The organism is Woodsholea maritima DSM 17123 (assembly GCF_000382325.1).
Lineage (GTDB): Bacteria > Pseudomonadota > Alphaproteobacteria > Caulobacterales > Maricaulaceae > Woodsholea > Woodsholea maritima.
Genome location: NZ_KB908061.1, coordinates 1 through 17,432, shown reverse-complemented (window position 1 = coordinate 17,432; position 17,432 = coordinate 1). Strand labels below are relative to the sequence as shown.

The 17,432-nt window shown below is 56.5% G+C and carries 16 protein-coding genes; 9 read left to right on the top strand and 7 right to left on the bottom strand.

Annotated elements, in window-relative coordinates; translation table 11 throughout:
• Window positions 1–118: 118 nt before the first annotated feature.
• The 9 genes from H151_RS0113015 to H151_RS0112975 all read left to right on the top strand — a co-directional run bounded on the left by H151_RS0113015 (window position 119) and on the right by H151_RS0112975 (window position 7,966).
• Window positions 119–601: an Rrf2 family transcriptional regulator gene (locus tag H151_RS0113015; protein ID WP_019962104.1), complete on the top strand. Its 483-nt coding sequence runs from the start codon at window positions 119–121 to the stop codon at window positions 599–601.
• A 13-nt stretch (window positions 602–614) separates the two neighbouring features.
• Entirely contained in the window at window positions 615–1,757 is a 1,143-nt protein-coding gene (locus H151_RS0113010) for a cysteine desulfurase family protein (protein ID WP_019962103.1), read from the top strand.
• Between the two features lie 14 nt (window positions 1,758–1,771).
• Window positions 1,772–3,289 (top strand): Fe-S cluster assembly protein SufB, encoded by a 1,518-nt coding sequence (sufB, locus tag H151_RS0113005; RefSeq protein WP_019962102.1) that lies wholly within the window; start codon window positions 1,772–1,774, stop codon window positions 3,287–3,289.
• 3 nt (window positions 3,290–3,292) lie between these two features.
• Window positions 3,293–4,057 (top strand): Fe-S cluster assembly ATPase SufC, encoded by a 765-nt coding sequence (gene sufC, locus H151_RS0113000; RefSeq protein ID WP_019962101.1) that lies wholly within the window; start codon window positions 3,293–3,295, stop codon window positions 4,055–4,057.
• Between the two features lie 3 nt (window positions 4,058–4,060).
• Complete coding sequence (sufD, locus tag H151_RS0112995) at window positions 4,061–5,164, top strand: Fe-S cluster assembly protein SufD (protein WP_019962100.1); 1,104 nt, start codon at window positions 4,061–4,063, stop codon at window positions 5,162–5,164.
• Entirely contained in the window at window positions 5,161–6,402 is a 1,242-nt protein-coding gene (locus H151_RS0112990; RefSeq protein ID WP_019962099.1) for an aminotransferase class V-fold PLP-dependent enzyme, read from the top strand. The genes sufD and H151_RS0112990 overlap by 4 nt, the downstream gene beginning before the upstream one ends.
• A 78-nt stretch (window positions 6,403–6,480) precedes the next feature.
• Window positions 6,481–6,867 (top strand): SUF system Fe-S cluster assembly protein, encoded by a 387-nt coding sequence (locus H151_RS0112985; protein WP_040759684.1) that lies wholly within the window; start codon window positions 6,481–6,483, stop codon window positions 6,865–6,867.
• A 12-nt stretch (window positions 6,868–6,879) separates the two neighbouring features.
• Entirely contained in the window at window positions 6,880–7,242 is a 363-nt protein-coding gene (locus H151_RS0112980) for a HesB/IscA family protein (RefSeq protein ID WP_019962097.1), read from the top strand.
• A gap of 121 nt (window positions 7,243–7,363) precedes the next feature.
• Window positions 7,364–7,966, top strand: coding sequence for a glutathione S-transferase (locus tag H151_RS0112975; protein WP_019962096.1), 603 nt, complete (start codon window positions 7,364–7,366; stop codon window positions 7,964–7,966).
• 59 nt (window positions 7,967–8,025) lie between these two features.
• Here H151_RS0112975 and H151_RS0112970 read toward each other — a convergent pair whose 3' ends face one another.
• The 7 genes from H151_RS0112970 to H151_RS16475 form a co-directional block, all read right to left on the bottom strand.
• Window positions 8,026–9,081, bottom strand: a complete 1,056-nt coding sequence (locus H151_RS0112970) for a GGDEF domain-containing protein (RefSeq protein ID WP_019962095.1) — start codon at window positions 9,079–9,081, stop codon at window positions 8,026–8,028.
• Window positions 9,082–9,208: 127 nt separating this feature from the next.
• Window positions 9,209–10,570, bottom strand: a complete 1,362-nt coding sequence (locus tag H151_RS0112965; protein ID WP_019962094.1) for a DEAD/DEAH box helicase — start codon at window positions 10,568–10,570, stop codon at window positions 9,209–9,211.
• A gap of 262 nt (window positions 10,571–10,832) precedes the next feature.
• Entirely contained in the window at window positions 10,833–12,140 is a 1,308-nt protein-coding gene (locus tag H151_RS16480) for an amidohydrolase family protein (protein WP_019962093.1), read from the bottom strand.
• A complete protein-coding gene (locus H151_RS0112955) occupies window positions 12,140–13,570 on the bottom strand; it encodes an amidohydrolase (RefSeq protein WP_019962092.1) in 1,431 nt (476 codons plus the stop codon). Before H151_RS0112955 ends, H151_RS16480 begins: the two co-directional genes overlap by 1 nt.
• A 205-nt stretch (window positions 13,571–13,775) precedes the next feature.
• Window positions 13,776–14,576: a hypothetical protein gene (locus H151_RS0112950; protein ID WP_019962091.1), complete on the bottom strand. Its 801-nt coding sequence runs from the start codon at window positions 14,574–14,576 to the stop codon at window positions 13,776–13,778.
• A 137-nt stretch (window positions 14,577–14,713) separates the two neighbouring features.
• Entirely contained in the window at window positions 14,714–16,804 is a 2,091-nt protein-coding gene (parE, locus tag H151_RS0112945; RefSeq protein WP_019962090.1) for a DNA topoisomerase IV subunit B, read from the bottom strand.
• Window positions 16,805–17,200: 396 nt separating this feature from the next.
• Window positions 17,201–17,432 (bottom strand): transposase (locus tag H151_RS16475; protein WP_019962089.1); only part of this gene is annotated, 232 nt, incomplete at its 5' end.

Below are 17,432 nucleotides of genomic sequence, written 5' to 3'. Positions count from 1 at the left end.
CAGGCGCAGCTTCCTTAAGTCGGGCCTCTTACCATGAGGTGGACCCAAAATGCGAGGGGTTAAGCGCATTCATGTGTCATAGACGCATGGGATTGAGCAAAAGAAAGGGCATATACCCATGAAATTGGGCACAAAGGGTCGTTATGCAGTCATGGCGATGGTTGATCTGACATTGAATGGGCAAGATAACCCTATGCCCTTGTCAGACATTGCCTCGCGCCAGGAAATTTCGCTGTCCTATCTTGAGCAGCTGTTCGCCAAGCTTCGTAAAGCAGGCCTTGTCGAATCGGTGCGCGGACCGGGCGGCGGTTATCGCCTGATGCATCCGGCCAGCCAAACCCGCATCTCCGATATCATTCTGGCGGTGGATGAGCCTGTGGACGTGACCCGCTGTAAAGGGCGCACCAAGGGCTGTATGGAAGGGGGCGGGCGCTGTGTCACCCATGATCTGTGGGACGAGCTGAGCCGACATATCCATCTTTTCCTCAATACGGTGAGTTTGGAAGATGTCATCAAGCGCCGGGTCATGGGCTTGGCGCAGATGCCGAATGGACGCACCAGCGCGATGGTAGACCTTCGCGAGTTTACACTGGCAGAATAAGGCTACGGGTTTAGTGACGATATATCTCGATCATAACGCAACCTCACCGTTGCGCGCTGAAGCGCTTGACGCCATGCAAGCCGCCTTTGCGCTGGGGGCCAATGCGTCCAGCGTCCATGGGCCGGGCCGCAAAGCGCGCGCCCTTATCGAAGCGGCGCGTGAGGTTGTGGGCAAGGCGATTTGCGCGCGTGCAGAAGATATCGTCTTTACCGGGGGCGGGACAGAGGCGGATAATTTGGCCCTTCATGCGGCTCAACATGCCGGTGTGCGCCGTATGATCATCAGTGCGATCGAGCATGAAGCGGTGATGGAAACCGCGCGCCATCTGGGCGTGATTGTCGACATTTTGCCCGTGCGCCCCAATGGGGAAGCCGATTTAAACTGGCTTAAAGCGCATTTGGCCGATTGGGATAATGAACAAGATGGCCAGCCCTTTTTGGCCTTGATGGCGGTCAATAATGAAACCGGTGTGATCCAGCCCTATGAAGAGGCGGGCCGGTTAATGCGCGAGGCGGGCGGGCTTTACCTGATTGATGCGGTTCAAACGCTGGGCAAGATAGATTTTGACTTTGCCGCCTCGGGCGCACACTTCGCGGCCTTTTCCGCCCACAAAGTGGGTGGCCCTCAAGGTGTGGGGGCCTTGGCCTTGTCGTGTGATGTCAGCTATGCGCCTTTGATCCGCGGCGGCGGGCAAGAAAAGAACCGGCGCGCGGGTACGGAAAATGTCGCAGGGATTGCCGGTTTTGGTGCCGCGATCACTGCGGTGAAAGCCGATACAACTGATCTTAGGGCCTTGCGGGATCGGCTGCGCGCCTTGATTGAAGGGGCCATGCCAGAGGTTCGCTTCTATGGAAAGAACGCGCCGTGCGTGGACAATACCCTATGCCTGAGCGCGCCGGGCTGGCTGAGTGAAATTCAGGTTATAGCCATGGATTTGGCAGGCTTTGCGGTGAGCGCCGGATCGGCATGCTCCTCGGGCAAGGTTCGTAAAAGCCGTGTGCTGGAGGCTATGGGGGCCAGTGATGTCGAGGCGCAATGTGCGCTGCGCGTATCCCTGGGCCCTGAGACGACACAAGACGATATAGATGCCTTCGCTGAAGCCTGGTGCAGTGCTTATGCGAAGGTTCGCCCGCACTCTTCTTCGGTTGCGGTGTAGAAAGGAGGCTCTTCATGCCGGCGGTAAAAGAAACCATTGACGATGTACGCCAGTTGGAAGCCGATAAGTATAAGTATGGCTTCACGACCGAGATTGAACAGGACATGGCCCCCAAGGGCCTGAATGAAGACATTGTGCGCTTCATTTCGGCCAAGAAGAATGAGCCAGACTGGATGCTGGAGTGGCGCTTGGAAGCGTTCAAGCGCTGGAAGGAAATGGAAGAGCCCACCTGGGCGAAGGTCAAATTTCCCAAATTTGACTATCAAGATGCCTATTATTATGCGGCCCCGAAAATGGGCGCGACGTATAAAAGCATCGACGATGTGCCGGCCGAAATCTTGGAAACTTATGAAAAGCTGGGCATTCCCTTGCGTGAAGCTGAGGTTCTTCTGGGCGTAGAAGGCGCGGGCAATACCACCGCCGCTGAGGCGCGCGAAAGCGATACGCCGACGCGTAAAGTGGCTGTGGATGCGGTCTTCGATTCGGTCTCTGTGGCGACGACGTTCAAGAAAGAACTGGCCAAGGCGGGTGTGATTTTCATGCCAATTTCTGAGGCCTTACAGGAACATCCTGACCTGGTGCGTCAATATTTGGGCTCGGTCGTGCCCGTGACGGATAATTTTTATGCGACGTTGAATTCGGCCGTTTTTTCCGATGGCTCCTTCGTCTATGTGCCGCCGGGCGTGCGCTGTCCGATGGAATTATCGACCTATTTCCGCATGAATGCCCAGGGCACCGGACAGTTTGAACGCACGCTGATCATCGTCGATAAGGGCGGCTATGCCTCTTATCTGGAAGGGTGCACCGCGCCGATGCGCGATGAAAACCAACTTCACGCCGCGGTGGTGGAGCTGGTCGCGCTGGATGATGCGGAGATCAAATATTCCACCGTGCAAAATTGGTGGCCAGGCGATGAAAACGGCAAGGGCGGGGTGTATAACTTCGTCACCAAGCGCGCCGATTGCCGGGGTAAGAATTCAAAAGTCAGCTGGACCCAGGTTGAGACCGGTTCGGCGATCACCTGGAAATATCCCTCTTGCATTTTGAAGGGCGATAACAGCCAGGGTGAGTTTTATTCGATTGCCGTCACCAATGGACATCAACAGGCCGATACCGGCACCAAGATGATCCATCTGGGTAAAAATACCAAATCGCGCATCATCGCGAAGGGTATTTCGGCCGGTAAATCAGATCAAACCTATCGTGGTCTGGTCTCTATCCATGCCAAAGCCACGGGGTCACGCAATTTCACCCAATGTGACAGCCTGCTGATCGGTGATCAGTGCGGGGCCCACACCGTTCCTTATATCGAGGCCAAAACCCCTAAAGCGGTTCTGGAGCATGAGGCGACGACCTCTAAGCTTTCAGAAGATCAGCTCTTCTATGCCCGTCAACGCGGGCTGAGCGAAGAGGCGGCCGTGGCGCTCCTGGTCAATGGGTTTTGCCGTGAAGTCTTACAAGAATTACCGATGGAGTTTGCCGTCGAAGCGCAAAAACTCCTCAGTGTCAGCCTAGAAGGGAGTGTGGGTTAAGCCATGCTAAAAATTACCAATCTCCACGCCCAGATCGAAAATGAAGACGGTGAAGCCAAGGCAATCCTCAAAGGGATTGATCTTGAGGTGCCTGCCGGGGAAGTTCACGCCATTATGGGCCCCAATGGTGCGGGTAAATCAACGCTGTCTTATGTGCTGACGGGCCGTGAAGGCTATGAGGTGACGAAAGGGCAAATCGTCTTCAATGGCGAGGATGTGAGCGAGGCTGAACCCGAAGTGCGCGCCGCGAAGGGCTTTTTCCTGTCCTTCCAATATCCGGTGGAAATTCCGGGCGTGCCGGTTTTGACCTTCTTGAAGGAATCGCTGAATGCGCAATTGCGCGCACGCGGTGAGGATGAAATCTCGGCCCCGAATTTCATGAAGCTGGCGCGTGAAAACGCTGCAAAACTCGGCATTTCCAATGATATGTTGAAGCGCCCAGTGAATGTGGGCTTCTCTGGCGGTGAGAAAAAACGCCTGGAGATTTTCCAGGCCCTGATGCTCAGCCCGAAATTCCTGATCCTGGATGAAACCGATTCCGGTCTTGATATTGATGCCATGAAAGTGGTGGCTGAGGGCGTCAATGCCCTTCGTGCCCCGGATCGTGGCATGTTGGTGATCACCCATTATCAACGCCTGCTCGATCATTTGACCCCGGATGTGGTGCATATCCTGGCCGATGGTCGGATCGTCAAATCCGGCGGGCCGGAGCTGGCGCGCGAATTGGAAGCCGACGGCTATGACAAATATGTCGGGAGGGCGGCTTAACCCATGACTAAATTGATGACCGCCACGCCCTTGGAAATGGCCTTGTTAAAGGACCTACCGCGCCAGGATCCCGTGCGCCAGCGCCTGTTGGACCACGGCATGCCACACCGCCGGGTGGAAGAGTGGAAATATTCTGATCTTCGCCGTTTGAGCGGTCCGGTCGAGTCTCAGGGCAAAATCAGCGTCAAATCTGCGCGCACTTTGATGAGTGTGCCGGTGGCGCAAAAGCACAGCCCCAGCTTTATGGCGGCGCTGGCGTTGTCCTTAGGCGATGAGGGCTTGGCCTTTGCGGTCGCGGCTGAGGCGCAGGAAACGTTAAGTCTTGAGCTATCGGCCACAGCGGGGCGTGCCCATAAAGTGCTGCGATTTGAGCTGGGTAAGGGGGCAAAGCTCACCTTGCATGAGATCTATCGCGCGCATGCCGGGGCCTTTGCCAATATTCTCATTCAAATCGTGTTGGGTGAGGGCGCGGAGCTGATCCGGGTCATTGAACAAGACGACGCGCCCGACGCTTTGCTGGTGGTGACCAGCGATATTGAGCTTTCACCCAAGGCGCGCCTGCATCAGACGACTTTGGGCGCAGGGGCCAAGCTGGCCCGGTTGGAAACTCATGTTACGCACCAGGGTGAAGGCGCTGAGGCCGATATCAATGGGGCCTATCTCATTGCGGCTGAACGTCATCTCGATCAAACGACCTTTGTGCGTCATTGCGGTCCCCATGGCGTGACGCGAGAGATTTTTAAAGGCGCGGCGCGTGCCCACGGTAAGGGCGTGTTTCAGGGTAAAATCCTGGTTGAACAGGGTGCCCAGAAAACCGATGCCCAGATGCAGCATCGCGCGATGTTATTGGACGAACGCGCTGAAATTGATGTGAAACCCGAGTTGGAAATCTATGCCGATGATGTGGCTTGTGCCCACGGCAATGCGATGGGCCATCTTGATGAAGACGTGCTCTTTTATATGCGCCAACGCGGTTTGAGCGAGGCTGAGGCCCGTACGCTGCTGACCGAGAGCTTCCTGCTTGATCCCTTAGAGCGTATCCCCGATGAGGCGCTTAGAACCCGTTTGCTGGGCCAACTGCAAACGCGATTGCGAGGACAGTCATGACGCCGCTTCTTCAACCCGAAACCGTGTTCGATCCAGAAGTCTTGCGCGCACAATTTCCGATCCTGTCGCGTCAGGTCAATGGCCAGCCCTTGATCTATCTCGACAATGCGGCCAGCGCCCAGAAGCCGGAATGTGTCATTGAGGCGGTGGCGAACACTTATCGTCATTCCTATGCCAATGTGCACCGGGGTCTACACACCCTGGCCAATGAAGCCACTGAGGCCTTTGAGGCCGCGCGGACCAAAATCGCTGCGTTTTTAGGTTCGCCAAGCCGCGATCATATCGTGCTGACCAAAGGGGCCAGTGAAGCGATCAATCTGGTGGCCTCTTCCTTTGGTGCGGGCTTGAAGGCGGGCGATGAGATTATCCTTAGCCAGATGGAGCATCACTCCAACATCGTGCCCTGGCATTTCCTGCGCGAGCGTCAGGGTGTGGTGATCCGATGGGCACCGGTGGATGACACTGGCGCGCTGGACCTTGAAGGTTTCAAGGCGCTGTTGAATGAGAAGACCAAGCTGGTCGCGATCACGCATATGTCCAATGTTCTGGGCACGGTGACCCCGGCTAAAACGCTGGTTGAACTGGCCCATCAAGCGGGCGCGGCGATCCTTCTGGATGGCTCGCAAGCCGCCGTTCATATGCCGGTCAATGTCAGTGATCTGGGCTGTGATTTCTACGTTTTCACTGGCCATAAGCTCTATGGCCCCAATGGCACCGGCGCGCTTTATGCCGCGGGGGATTGGTTGGCACGCTTACAGCCCTATCAGGGCGGGGGTGAAATGATTGCCGAGGTCTATGAGGACCGCGTGATCTATGCCGAAGGCCCGCATAAGTTTGAAGCCGGAACCCCGATGATTGCCGACATTATCGGTCTGGGCGCGGCGATTGACTGGCTCAACACCCAAGATCGCATGGCGATGTTTGAGTATGAGCGCGCGCTGATGGATCGCACCCTGGCGATGATGAGCGAGATCAAGGGCCTACGCCTGATCGGTACCGCGCAGGATAAAGGCGCGATCATCAGTTTCGCCATCGACGGCGCGCATCCCCATGATTTGGCGCAATTGATGGATAAATATGGCGTGGCCGTGCGCGCCGGGCACCATTGCGCCCATCCCCTGATGCAGCGTTTTGGCATTACCGGGACCGTTCGGGCAAGCTTTGCCCCGTATAATACGCTCAGCGATGGCGAAGGCTTCGTTGCGGCCTTGAATAAAGCCCTGAGCTTTCTCATTTAGAAGGGTGAGATGATGGATAATTCTACCCCCGATCGTGCGCGTGAGCGCGATGTGTTAAGCCTGGATGTACGCCCTTCGATGACCGAGGATGCGCCCCACACGGATGCCACATCCTCTGAAGGCTCTGAGAGCGCGCAAAAAGCCATTCCCGATGAAGAAATCGCACGCATCACCGATGATGTCATCGTGGCGCTGAAAACCGTTTATGACCCGGAAATCCCGGTCGATATTTATGAATTGGGCCTCATTTACCAGGTCGATCTGGAAGATGATCGCACTTTGAAGGTTGAGATGACCCTCACGGCACCGGGATGCCCTGTGGCTGGGGAAATGCCGGGCTGGGTCCAAGAGGCAGTTAGTCAGGTCGAGGGCGTTGAAAAGGCTGAGGTTGAGCTGACCTTTGATCCGCCCTGGACCCCCGACCGCATGTCGGATGAGGCCCGCCTGCAACTCAACATGCTGTAAGGATATGTGAAGATGAGCCGACCACGCCCGAAAGCTGTGACGTTAAGTGAGCGCGCCGCAACCCGGATCAAGACGCTGTTAGAGCGTCAAGGGAAGGGATTTCTGCGCGTTGGCGTCAAAAATGGCGGCTGCGCGGGGATGGAATATACGCTGGATTATGTCGATGCGCCGGACCCCTTGGATGAGCGGGTCGAGGATAAGGGCGTTGAGATTGTGATCGCGGGAAAATCCTTATTATTTCTTCTGGGGTCTGAGATTGATTATGAGACCACGGCGCTGCATTCCAAATTCGTCTTCCGTAATCCCAACCAAACCGATGCCTGTGGGTGTGGGGAGAGCGTGACCATCGTGCCCGTACATATGGATAACGCCTGATCCATAACCGGGGCGCATGATCGTCCCGGCATGCCTTTTTCTGAAAACTGACGCGAATTGAGCTTGTCAGGCGAGGGCTTGGCGTGGTTTGAACGCGTATGAAGTTGCCTGGGAGACCTGCATGAAGCTCTATTATTCGCCGACCTCGCCCTATGCGCGCAAGTGTCGGGCTTTAGTCATTGAAAAGGGTCTGGAAAATAAGATCGAGATGGTTGAGGCCATCCCGTTTGACAATCCAGAAGAGCTGCATGGCGCGAACCCTTTGGGTAAGGTGCCGGCCTTAACGCGCGATGGTGCGCCGGCTCTGATCGATTCGCCCTTGATCTGCGAATTTATCGACACTTTGAATGATGAGCGTTGGGTGCCTGAAAGCGGCGGTCCACGATGGGCGGTTCTGCGTCAGCAAGCGATCGCAGATGGTCTGATCGACATCACGATCGGGCGGCGCATTGAATTGTGGCGCGATGAAAAGCTGCACTATGATTTCTGGATTGAGCGGTGGGGCGAAGCGGTTAAGCGCACGGTCGCCGTGTTAGAGCATGAGCGCGGCCAGTTTGAGCGCTCCTTCGATTTGGGTGCGCTGTCGGTTGCCATCGCTCTTGGTTATTTGGATCTGCGCTTTGCAGATTATGACTGGCGCGCGGATGCGCCAGGCTTGGCGGAATTTTACGCCCGTTGGTCTCAGCGTGAGAGCTTCCAGCGTACCGAGCCGCCCGCGCAGTAAGATCAGATCAATAAAAAAGCGGGCCCGTGGCCCGCTTTTTTGTCTCAATTGGCGAGAGATTATGCCGCCGCCGCTTTGCTGGCCGCTTTGGGATCGTCCGCCGTGGTGCGGTTACGCCCTTCTTGTTTAGACTTATAGAGATTGACGTCACAGCGCTCTATCAATTGCTCAATAGACTCGCCGGTGGTGTATTCCGAACAGCCCAACGATACTGTGATATGGCCCAAATCTTCATTGGTGGATTTGCGCAGCAGACGCTTCGATTCAACGGTGACCCGCACCCGTTCGGCAATCTGCTTGGCTTCTTCTAATTTCGCATTCGGCAGCACAATGCCAAATTCTTCACCGCCATAACGCGCCACCACATGGTGCTCTTTGGAAAAGCGTGACAGGCAGGCCGCGACAAAACGAATAATCTGGTCACCGGTCTGGTGGCCCCACGTATCATTGAAGCGCTTGAAGTGGTCAATATCGCATAAGATGAGCGAGAAGGGCACAGAGCGCATTTCCGCACCGCGACGCGCGCGGCGCAGCGCTTCATCAAAGCGCTTGCGGTTGGCAACGCCGGTTAGGGCGTCGGTCATCGCCTCTTCACGCACTTTCTCAAGATTGGTGCGTAACTGATCAACTTCGCTGGAGGTTTCCTGTAGACGCTTTTCCAACTCACGCGAACGGCGTTGCATGCGCGCGGTGGCGGCCACCAGGCCTTCAACCATTTTCTTGAAGGTCTGCGCGTCGGTCGCTTTGTCCAGCTGTCCCGAAGCGCCCGCCAAAGCTTCACCATAGGCGGCGGTATCACGCTCAGCGGCTTCTAAGGTTTTAACAACTGCGCCCAGCTCGCGGCTCATCGCGCCGCCGGTCGACAGAACAACATCTTGGATCCGCTTGAAGGTGAAAAACCGATCGTAAAGCTCTTCTAAGAAGGCCGCATCGACCGATCCGACATCATCAAGCTGGGTCTGTAGAACTTCACACAATTCCGGCAGGGAATCGGATGAATAGGCCGTAAAGATTGAGTAATTCTGAGGCGTAGGGGGGACACTCAGGTCCGCCATCAGGTCCAGGGCTTTCTTCGCGAGCTCATGGCCTTCTGCCGTGTTCAGTCGTCCGTTCACGCTACTACCCCATGGTCTGTCTTTGATTCGATCATCAAAGACCCTTGATTGACGATTTATCTGACAGCCTACGCCCTGAATGGAAAGAACGAGTAAACGTGAACCTTAAAAAATGCGGTTAAAGGGCTTATCCAAACGCTGAACGCAGTAAAAAGTCTGGAACGTGGTCACCGAATCCGATTACTTGAACATCGGGTAAGTCATTGTCGTTGTTGTTTTTTGTGGCTTTGCGTGGGTTTTCACTTAGGCCTTGGTCGGATGATCTGCGTCGCGGACGACGTGATTTGTCCGAACTTTTTTCGGTGCGTGTGTTTTTAGACTGCGTGCGTTCAGTTTCAGCCGTTTGTGATAGGGCTTCATTGAGGCCTTCGATCTCCAGCGTTTCAGGCGTTTTGCCGATACGTTCAATAACGGCGGCCATGCCTTTTTCATCATCAGGCCCGATTAGGCTGATCGCTTCGCCTGAACGTCCTGCGCGCCCGGTACGACCAATGCGGTGGACGTAATCATCGGGCGAACGTGGAATATCGAAATTGAACACATGGCTGACCAAGGGAATATCAAGCCCGCGGGCGGCCACGTCAGAGGCCACGAGGAGTTTGATCTCACCGGCTTTGAACTTGGCTAAAGTGTCCATGCGCTGGCTTTGGGCCAAGTCGCCATGGATGGGCGCGGCGGCGAAACCGTGCTTAGCCAAGGATCTGGCAACAATATCGACATCACGCTTGCGATTACAGAACACGATGCCATTTTGCACACCGTCACGCGTGACGGCAGCGCGCAAGGCTTCACGCTTCACCTTGGCGGTCTTGTCAGAAATTTTGATGACATATTGGGTGATCGTGGTCGCGGTGGTGGCCGGGGCAGATACCTCAATACGTTCGGGGTTTTTCAAGAATTGGTCGACCAGGCGCACAATTTCTTTGGGCATGGTGGCCGAGAAGAACAAGGTCTGTCGGCGCGGCGGCACCATTTTGAAAATGCGCTCAATATCCGGAATGAAGCCCATATCCAGCATACGGTCGGCTTCATCAATGACCATCATCTGCACATCGGTCAGCAACAGCTTGCCGCGTTCGGCGTGATCCAAGAAGCGCCCAGGGGTGGAGATCAGAACATCTGCGCCTTGATCGAGGATTTTTTCCTGGGGACCAAAGGCAACGCCACCGATCAATAACGCCATGGTCAGCTTGGTGTTTTTGGCGTAGGTCTGAAAATTTTCAGCAACTTGGGCGGCAAGCTCACGCGTGGGCGCAAAAACCAGAGAGCGCGGCATGCGTGCCTTGGCGCGACCGCGTGACAGGCGCTCAATGAGGGGCAGGGTGAATGAGGCGGTTTTCCCGGTCCCCGTCTGGGCAATGCCCAAAACATCCTGGCCTCTAAGCGCAACGGGAATTGCCCCGGCCTGGATTGGGGTTGGGGTTTCATAGCCGGCGTCTTTTATGGCGCCAAGGAGGGTCGGGCTCAGGCCCAGCTCTTCAAATGTCATACGTCTCTATTCGATTTGCCTGTGACGGCCCGCTTGCTAGGGGCGCAATCAACGCGGTGATGGTTTGAAAACGCGCGCTCACAAAGCAGACGTCAACAAGTGCGCGAACATACGCGCCCTAAGCGCGCTGTCAATGCGCAGCCCAATTTATCACTGAAGAGATGAATTGAGTGTAACCTATTGGCGATAGTTTTGAAGAAAAAGGACCGCCATCACTTGAATTCACCCGTGATGGCGGCCTTTCACTCGCCTAAAGCGCGATTTAATTCGCGTTTGATTCGGCTCTGGCGGCATGGGCCGCCTCATGCTGATAGGCATAATCGCTATTGGGCCGGATCTGGCTATAGCGGGCGGCCAAACGCGTTTGGCGGCTATCCATGACCTGCAAGGCCCCGTCGATCATGACGTGGGTTGGCGCGCTCATGACCTCTAAGGGATCGCCGTCCCAGATCACGACATCGCCGACATAGCCGGGCACCAATGCGCCATATTGATCGCCCACGCCATAGATCTCAGCCGGGGTCAGGGTGATGGCGCGGAAGGCATCATTCCAGCTGGCTCCATGGGCGACGGCATTGCCCGCATTTTGGGGCAAGAGGCGCGGATTGAAGTATGCATCGCTATTGGTGTAGGCGAGCTGCACCCCGGCAGTGTGCAAGATCGCAGCGCCATCAAGGCGCGTCGCCAAAGCGTCGAAGGAGGAAGGCAGATTATCCAGCGGATCCATGATGACCGGAATATGAGCCGCGGCCAACTCATCGGCCACCATCCAGGCCTCTGCCGCCCCGATCAGGATCAAGCGGATGGCGGGGTAATCACGCTTAAAGGTGAGGGCGCGGCGGATATCACTGGCGCGGTTGACGCGCAGTAAGAGCGCGATTTCACCGCGTGCGGCCAGGACCAGGGCTGCGGCGTCATAGCGATCAATGGCATCGCCTTCATGATGGGCCATGAAGCGACCGGGATAGAAGCGCGAATCTTCTATCGCCGCGCGCAGGAAGGTCCAGGCCGCAACCCGAGAGCCACCCGCCGTACCGGCACCGGAGCTTGAAACATCCACATACATGAAGCGGCGGCTGGCAAAGAGACTGTCGGGTGTGCCCGACGTATTGGCCAATGCCCCGCGCCCGCCAATAATGGCTGGCCCCGTAGAGGGCGCAACGGCGATGCGGGTAATGCCCTCCAGCCGAGTGGAGGCGATATGATTGCTGGCGGGGTTAAAGCCATCGGCCACATCAATGGCGGCGGTGAAATCGGCTTCATCGGCAACATCGTCATGGGTGGAGTTTTCCAAGCCGACTTCGATCAGGCCCAGCTGGGTATAGGGATGAAAGAGGCCCGGCGTGATCCAGCCGCCCTGGGCGTCGATCACGGTGGCGTCGGCGGGAATGGTGACATTCGTGCCAACTTCGACAATGACGCCATCGCGCACCACGACGCTGGCATTGTCCAATACGCCTTGATCGGTATTGGTGACGACCCGGCCTTGGGTGAAGACGGTGGTTTGCGCGCTGGCCAATCCGCTAACGCTTAACGCCAGCGCCAGGGAGGATGCGAGAAGATGTTTCATCAGTTTGCCCCTTCACCAGGTTGGCCAATCATGAAGTCACGTACGGTTTGCCGGCTGGGATCTTCGGCATCATAAACCAAGGCCCCGTCAATAAAGACGTCTTGCGCGGTGGAATAGGTGGAGAAGGGATGGCCCGACCAGATCACCAGATCGGCGCGTTTGCCCACTTCCAAAGACCCGGTTTCATCAAAAATACCCAAGGCTTTAGCGGGGTTCGAGGTGAACCAGCGCACCGCTTCGCCATCGGAGATCTCCAGACCTAAGCGGCGCCCATCGGAAAGCGCTTTCGCCACTTCCTGATTGAGGCGTTGAATACCGTTGGCATCATCGGAATGGATCATGGCGCAGGCCCCACCCGCATGAAGGAGGGGGAGGTTCTCGCGAATGGAATCAAAGGCTTCCATCTTAAATCCACCCCAATCGGCCCAAACCGCGGCGCAGGTGCCCGCCTCGGCGAGTAAATCTGGGATTTTATAGGCCTCAACGGCATGGTGGAAAGTGGTGACCTTATAGCCAAACTCTTGCGACATATCGAGAATTTGTGCCATCTCATCGGCGCGATAGCAATGCATCTGCACCAAGATCTCGCCATCGAGCACCCCCATCAGGGTATCAAGCTCAAAATCGCGGGTTGGGGGATTGGCATCCTCACCGGCCTCGGCCTTGTCCCAATATTCGTTCCAGCTGCGGCGATATTCCACCGCGCGCTGCCAGGCCTGGCGATAGCCCGCGACATTGCCCATGCGCGAACCGGGGGCTTGACCGCGCCCGCCATAGACGCGCTTGGGGTTCTCCCCGCAGGCCATTTTCAGGGTGTAAGGGGCGTCGGGAAACTTCATGCCCTGCACAGTGCGCGAGGGCACATTGCGCAAGGTCACGCCGCGCCCGCCAAAGAGATTTGCCGAGCCAGGAAGCACATGCAAGGTGGTCACCCCGCCCGCCAGCGCAGAATCAAAGCCGGGATCTTGGGGCCAGACGCCATGTTCGGCCCAGACCTCGGCCGTGACCGGGCTGGTGACTTCATTGCCATCGGAATGCGCCGAGACCCCAGGCGAGGCATAAACGCCCAGATGGGAGTGAATATCGACAACGCCCGGCGTAATAAATTGCCCGTTGGCGTCGATGATCTCTACACCCTCCGGCGCGCTCAGATCGGTGCCGATCGCGGCAATGCGGCCATTTTCCAGGAGAATAGATCCGCCCGCCATTTCCCCGCCTATGCCATCAAAAATCGTGGCATTGGTAATGAAAACGGTCTGCGAGGGTAGGGGGTGATAGGTGGAGGGATAGGGATTGGCATCATAGCGCACGACATCTGTATCGCCGCTAGAGGTCTCAGAATGGCTCGACGTGTCCGGTGTGACATCGCAAGCGGTGAGCATCAGGACCGCGCCGAGTGCGCTGGTCCATGGCCAAGCGTGTTTTATCATGTATTTCCGCCCCTTACTGGCTGCGCTTTATCGTTATAGCTGCGCATTCAGTATTCAAAGCCAAGCCAGAGGGCGCGTCAATAGAAGACGTATAAGAGATTAAATTTCATGGCTTGATATATCCTGGCCCGACAGGTTAGGTGCTGAAACCACGTCCGGCGGGTCCTTGTAATCGCCCGCCGGGTGATAGGGTGTCGTGACCGGATTATTCTTCCCCGTCAGCGCTGTCCTCAGAGGTCTCATGATATGCCGCTGACCAGATATGGCCATCAATGGCGCAGGTCAGGCCATCATAGGTTTGACCCACCTGATAAGGGCCTTCAAAGGTCGGGCATTGGCAGCTGGTCAGACCATTTTCGTCTTCAATGCACGGCGCGGTCATGCATCCCGCATAAGACGGATTGTCAGCATTTGAACACTCAGTTGAGCCGAATTCATGGACATCGCTGTAAGCAAAGGAGAAGGTCGAGATCAGGCTGACATTCTCTAAATTCGGATACAGCGTCTGAGGGATGCCTTCGGCCGGATTACCCAGATAGCTACAGACCGGGGCCTGCAGGCAGTCTTCGGATTCTGCGATGACGCCATCGACTTCACGGCAATGACCATGAAGAGATTTCATATTAAGGCAGTTAGAGCCGTCCTCATGACAGCGCAGCATGGCTTCTTCGCGCACTTCGCGATTGAGGATTGAGCCGATGAGAACATAATTCCAGCTCAACTCACCATTATACATACCATCATCGAAGGCATAACAGGTGCAGGCCGCCGTATCATCGACATTGGGATTACACGGCAGCGGCGGGGAGCTGGTGCCCGGCTTGGTCGGTTGGTCATCCGCCGGACCAGAATAGTAGCACAGTGCATAGCCATTGCCGCGGCAGGCCAGGAAATTCTCAGCGTTTTCAAACGCGTCTGCGCGCGGCGGCTCATCTTGTGCCAGGCTGCACGCGCTTAAGGTCCATAGGCACAAACCTGCGAGGATCGCATAAATTCGGTTGGTCATGGGGTTCCCTCCACCTGATCAAACCTCTTTAAGGTCAGATCCTACACATTGTGCACGCCCACTCTTAAGGGTTGAGTAAAGGCTATGGAGGTTACCGCGTCAATGGAAAACAGGGTAAGGTTAAGGAAAATTCGCGTTTAGAGGTCTAATTCCGCGATATCCGGGGCATGTTGCTGGATGAATTGATAGCGCAGCTCTGGCTTGCGCCCCATCAAGGTTTCCACCAAGGCCTCGGTACTTTCTTTTTCCAGAGCATCAATGGTGACGCGCGCCAAAGATCGGCTTTGCGGGTTCATCGTGGTGGATTTAAGCTGAACAGGGGTCATCTCGCCCAAGCCTTTGAAGCGGCCAATATCGACTTTGCCGCGTTTAAAGCCGGTGGCCAAAAGATGATCTTTCTCCGCATCGTCTTGCGCATAGAGGGTTTTACCGCCTTGGGTCAGGCGATAGAGCGGGGGCTGAGCCATATAGAGCCGCCCCGCCGTGATCAGCTCTGGGGTGAATTTATAGAAGAAGGTCGCCAGCAAAGAGGCAATATGCGCCCCGTCGACATCGGCGTCACACATGATGATGACCCGTTCATAGCGCAGATCTTCAAGATTGAAGCGCGAACCGGGGTGGGTGCCCAGCGCCAGCATCAGATCACTGATTTCCTGGTTGGCCGCAATCTTGTCGGGGGTCGCGGAAGCGACGTTCAAGATTTTACCGCGCAAGGGGAGAATGGCCTGGGTTTTACGGTCACGCGCCTGCTTGGCTGAACCGCCAGCCGAATCCCCCTCGACCAGGAAAATCTCAGTGCCCTGCGCATCGGTTTTTGAACAATCGGCGAGCTTACCGGGAAGGCGCAGACGGCGCGAGGCGGTCTGGCGTTTGACTTCCTTATCGCGCTTACGCTTCAGGCGTTCTTCGGCGCGATCAACGGCCCAATCGATCAGCTTCTGTGATTCTTTGGGATTACCGGCCAGCCAGTGATCCAAGGGATCGCGCATGGCGGTTTCAACCAGGCGCGCCATTTCCGCCGTGGCGAGGCGCTCTTTGGTTTGGCCTTGAAACTCTGGGTCTTTCATGAAGACCGACAGCATAATGCCCGCCCCGCCCATCACATCATCAGGCGTGATGAGGCCCGCTTTTTTATGATTTAACAGCTCGCCATAGGCGCGCAGCGCTTTGGACAAGGCGGCGCGTAGACCGGCTTCGTGGGTGCCGCCTAAAGGCGTGGGCACCGTGTTACAGAAGGATTGGCAGAAGCCATCGGCATCGCCAAAGCCATCGGCAGAAAAGGCCAGCGCCCATTCCAACGCGCCCAGGCGGCCATCACGCTCGATCCGGTCAGCGAAAATATCGGTGACGAGGGTGCGCCCGTGGGTGATTTCTTTGAGGCGATCGGCAATACCACCGGGAAAGCACAGCGTGGTTTTTTCTGGGATATCGGTGCCGACCACCAACTCGGGACTACACGACCAGCGGATTTCGACGCCGCGGCGCAGGAAGGCTTTCGCACGGGCCATGCCGAAAATACGCGCCGCTTTGAAATGCGCCTTTGCGCCAAAGATTTGCGGGTCGGGCTTAAAACGCACGGTCGTTCCGCGCCGATTGGGGGCGGGGCCGACTTTTTCAACTGGCCCCATGGGAAGGCCGCGTTCATAGGCCTGGGTCCAGAGGGTTTTTTCGCGCGCGACCTCAATCTCAACGCGTTCGGAAAGCGCATTGACCACCGAAATCCCCACGCCGTGCAGACCGCCTGCGGTTTGATAGGCCTTGTCGGAGAATTTACCCCCGGCATGAAGCGTGGTCAGAACCACTTCCAGGGCCGATTTGTCAGGAAATTTCGGATGCGGATCAACGGGAATGCCGCGCCCATTATCTACGACGGTCAAAAAGCCATTGGCATCGAGATGAACTTCAATGCGGTCGGCCCAGCCGGCGACGGCCTCATCCATCGAGTTGTCTAAGATCTCAGCAAATAAATGGTGCAGGGCACGATCATCGGTACCGCCGATATACATGCCCGGGCGTTTGCGAACCGGCTCCAGCCCTTCAAGGACTTCAATGCTGGAGGCATTATAGCCTGGCTTCGCGCCGCCAGTGTCCGGAGCCACAGGGCCAGAGGCTGGAGCCTGAGCTTGAGGCACAGAAGAGGGCTCCGGCGTTTTGGCCGGTTTAGCCGGTTCGGCTTGGCGCGGCGTTTGGCCAGCACCAAAGAGATCAGATTGCGAATCAACAGACATATTACCGATCAAAATGACAGGTCTGCCTGCCCTTGGGGAGGTCGCAATGCAGAAAAAGACGGGGGAAAACAGATCGGGGGGGCGATCTTATTGTAGCGGCGTCGATTTAGGCTTGGATGCCAGCCTCTAGGCGGGAGGCACCTTTGTGTGCCTGAGCCGAGACGCAGGGCTTCGCCCACAGCCCCCTTTGACTTTGATCCGCTCAAGGCGCGCGCATATAAGGGGTAGGCAAGGATGAGGGAACTAAAGCGCTTGGGGGAGCATAAAAAAAGCCGGGCCTCTAGACCCGCCCCAGACTGCTGACAAACCCGTCGATTTCGGCGGGTTTATTTTTTTGCAGTTTTGGTTCCGAGATTTTGAGCGGTTTCAGTTCAGGGTGGGGCTGGTGCGCCCATCTCAGGCTAGGGCTTGTTTGGGTGGCTTTGTGAGGGCCATTGCGATTGTCTTGATGTTTTGGGCGGCGGCGGCGAGCAGGCACTGGGTTTGCACGCGTATAAGACTTCGAAACCTGGCATAGCGGTGACCATGGAGTTGTTTGGCATCGGCAAACGAGCGTTCCACGGTTTCCTTTCGGCGTTTGTAGATAGCCTTGCCCCAGGGCGTCAGGCGATGGGCATCGGTCCGCTCG

What these genes read in the sequence shown, in the direction of transcription:
- H151_RS0113015 (WP_019962104.1), top strand. Translation starts at nt 119, where the DNA reads ATGAAATTGGGCACAAAGGGTCGTTATGCAGTCATGGCGATGGTTGAT.
- sufB (WP_019962102.1), top strand. Translation starts at nt 1,772, where the DNA reads ATGCCGGCGGTAAAAGAAACCATTGACGATGTACGCCAGTTGGAAGCC.
- sufC (WP_019962101.1), top strand. Translation starts at nt 3,293, where the DNA reads ATGCTAAAAATTACCAATCTCCACGCCCAGATCGAAAATGAAGACGGT.
- sufD (WP_019962100.1), top strand. Translation starts at nt 4,061, where the DNA reads ATGACTAAATTGATGACCGCCACGCCCTTGGAAATGGCCTTGTTAAAG.
- H151_RS0112990 (WP_019962099.1), top strand. Translation starts at nt 5,161, where the DNA reads ATGACGCCGCTTCTTCAACCCGAAACCGTGTTCGATCCAGAAGTCTTG.
- H151_RS0112985 (WP_040759684.1), top strand. Translation starts at nt 6,481, where the DNA reads ATGACCGAGGATGCGCCCCACACGGATGCCACATCCTCTGAAGGCTCT.
- H151_RS0112980 (WP_019962097.1), top strand. Translation starts at nt 6,880, where the DNA reads ATGAGCCGACCACGCCCGAAAGCTGTGACGTTAAGTGAGCGCGCCGCA.
- H151_RS0112975 (WP_019962096.1), top strand. Translation starts at nt 7,364, where the DNA reads ATGAAGCTCTATTATTCGCCGACCTCGCCCTATGCGCGCAAGTGTCGG.
- H151_RS0112965 (WP_019962094.1), bottom strand. Translation starts at nt 10,570, where the DNA reads ATGACATTTGAAGAGCTGGGCCTGAGCCCGACCCTCCTTGGCGCCATA.
- H151_RS16480 (WP_019962093.1), bottom strand. Translation starts at nt 12,140, where the DNA reads ATGAAACATCTTCTCGCATCCTCCCTGGCGCTGGCGTTAAGCGTTAGC.
- H151_RS0112955 (WP_019962092.1), bottom strand. Translation starts at nt 13,570, where the DNA reads ATGATAAAACACGCTTGGCCATGGACCAGCGCACTCGGCGCGGTCCTG.
- H151_RS0112950 (WP_019962091.1), bottom strand. Translation starts at nt 14,576, where the DNA reads ATGACCAACCGAATTTATGCGATCCTCGCAGGTTTGTGCCTATGGACC.
- parE (WP_019962090.1), bottom strand. Translation starts at nt 16,804, where the DNA reads ATGTCTGTTGATTCGCAATCTGATCTCTTTGGTGCTGGCCAAACGCCG.